At 32.7% G+C, this 269-nt stretch carries 1 protein-coding gene; it reads left to right on the top strand.

Annotation, left to right across the window (positions count from 1 at the left end):
- A partial coding sequence (locus SB786_RS36425; protein WP_410731609.1) for a hypothetical protein occupies positions 1–269 on the top strand: 269 nt, incomplete at both ends.

Raw genomic sequence — 269 nt, 5'->3', positions numbered from 1 at the left:
CATATCATTTATTTAAAAACATTCAACCATTTTGTGACGATGGTCACAAAGAAAATTATCATCAATCCCTTAATTTTGTTCCAATAAAAACAATATTTATGAGCAATACAATCCAAAATCCAGCAGAACAGTTTATCCAATACCTCAATGAAGAAAACTTTGAGAAAGCAGAAAGCTGCCTTGATCCTACGTTTACTTTCGCAGGAGTATTGGGAACAAGAGACGGAGCTTCAGTTTATATGAATGATATGAAGCAGATGAAGTTTAAA

The organism is Burkholderia sp. SIMBA_062 (assembly GCF_046534765.1).
Taxonomy (GTDB): domain Bacteria; phylum Pseudomonadota; class Gammaproteobacteria; order Burkholderiales; family Burkholderiaceae; genus Burkholderia; species Burkholderia ambifaria.
The sequence above is the reverse complement of the archived record's forward strand: the minus strand, read 5'-3'. Positions and strand labels throughout refer to the sequence as shown.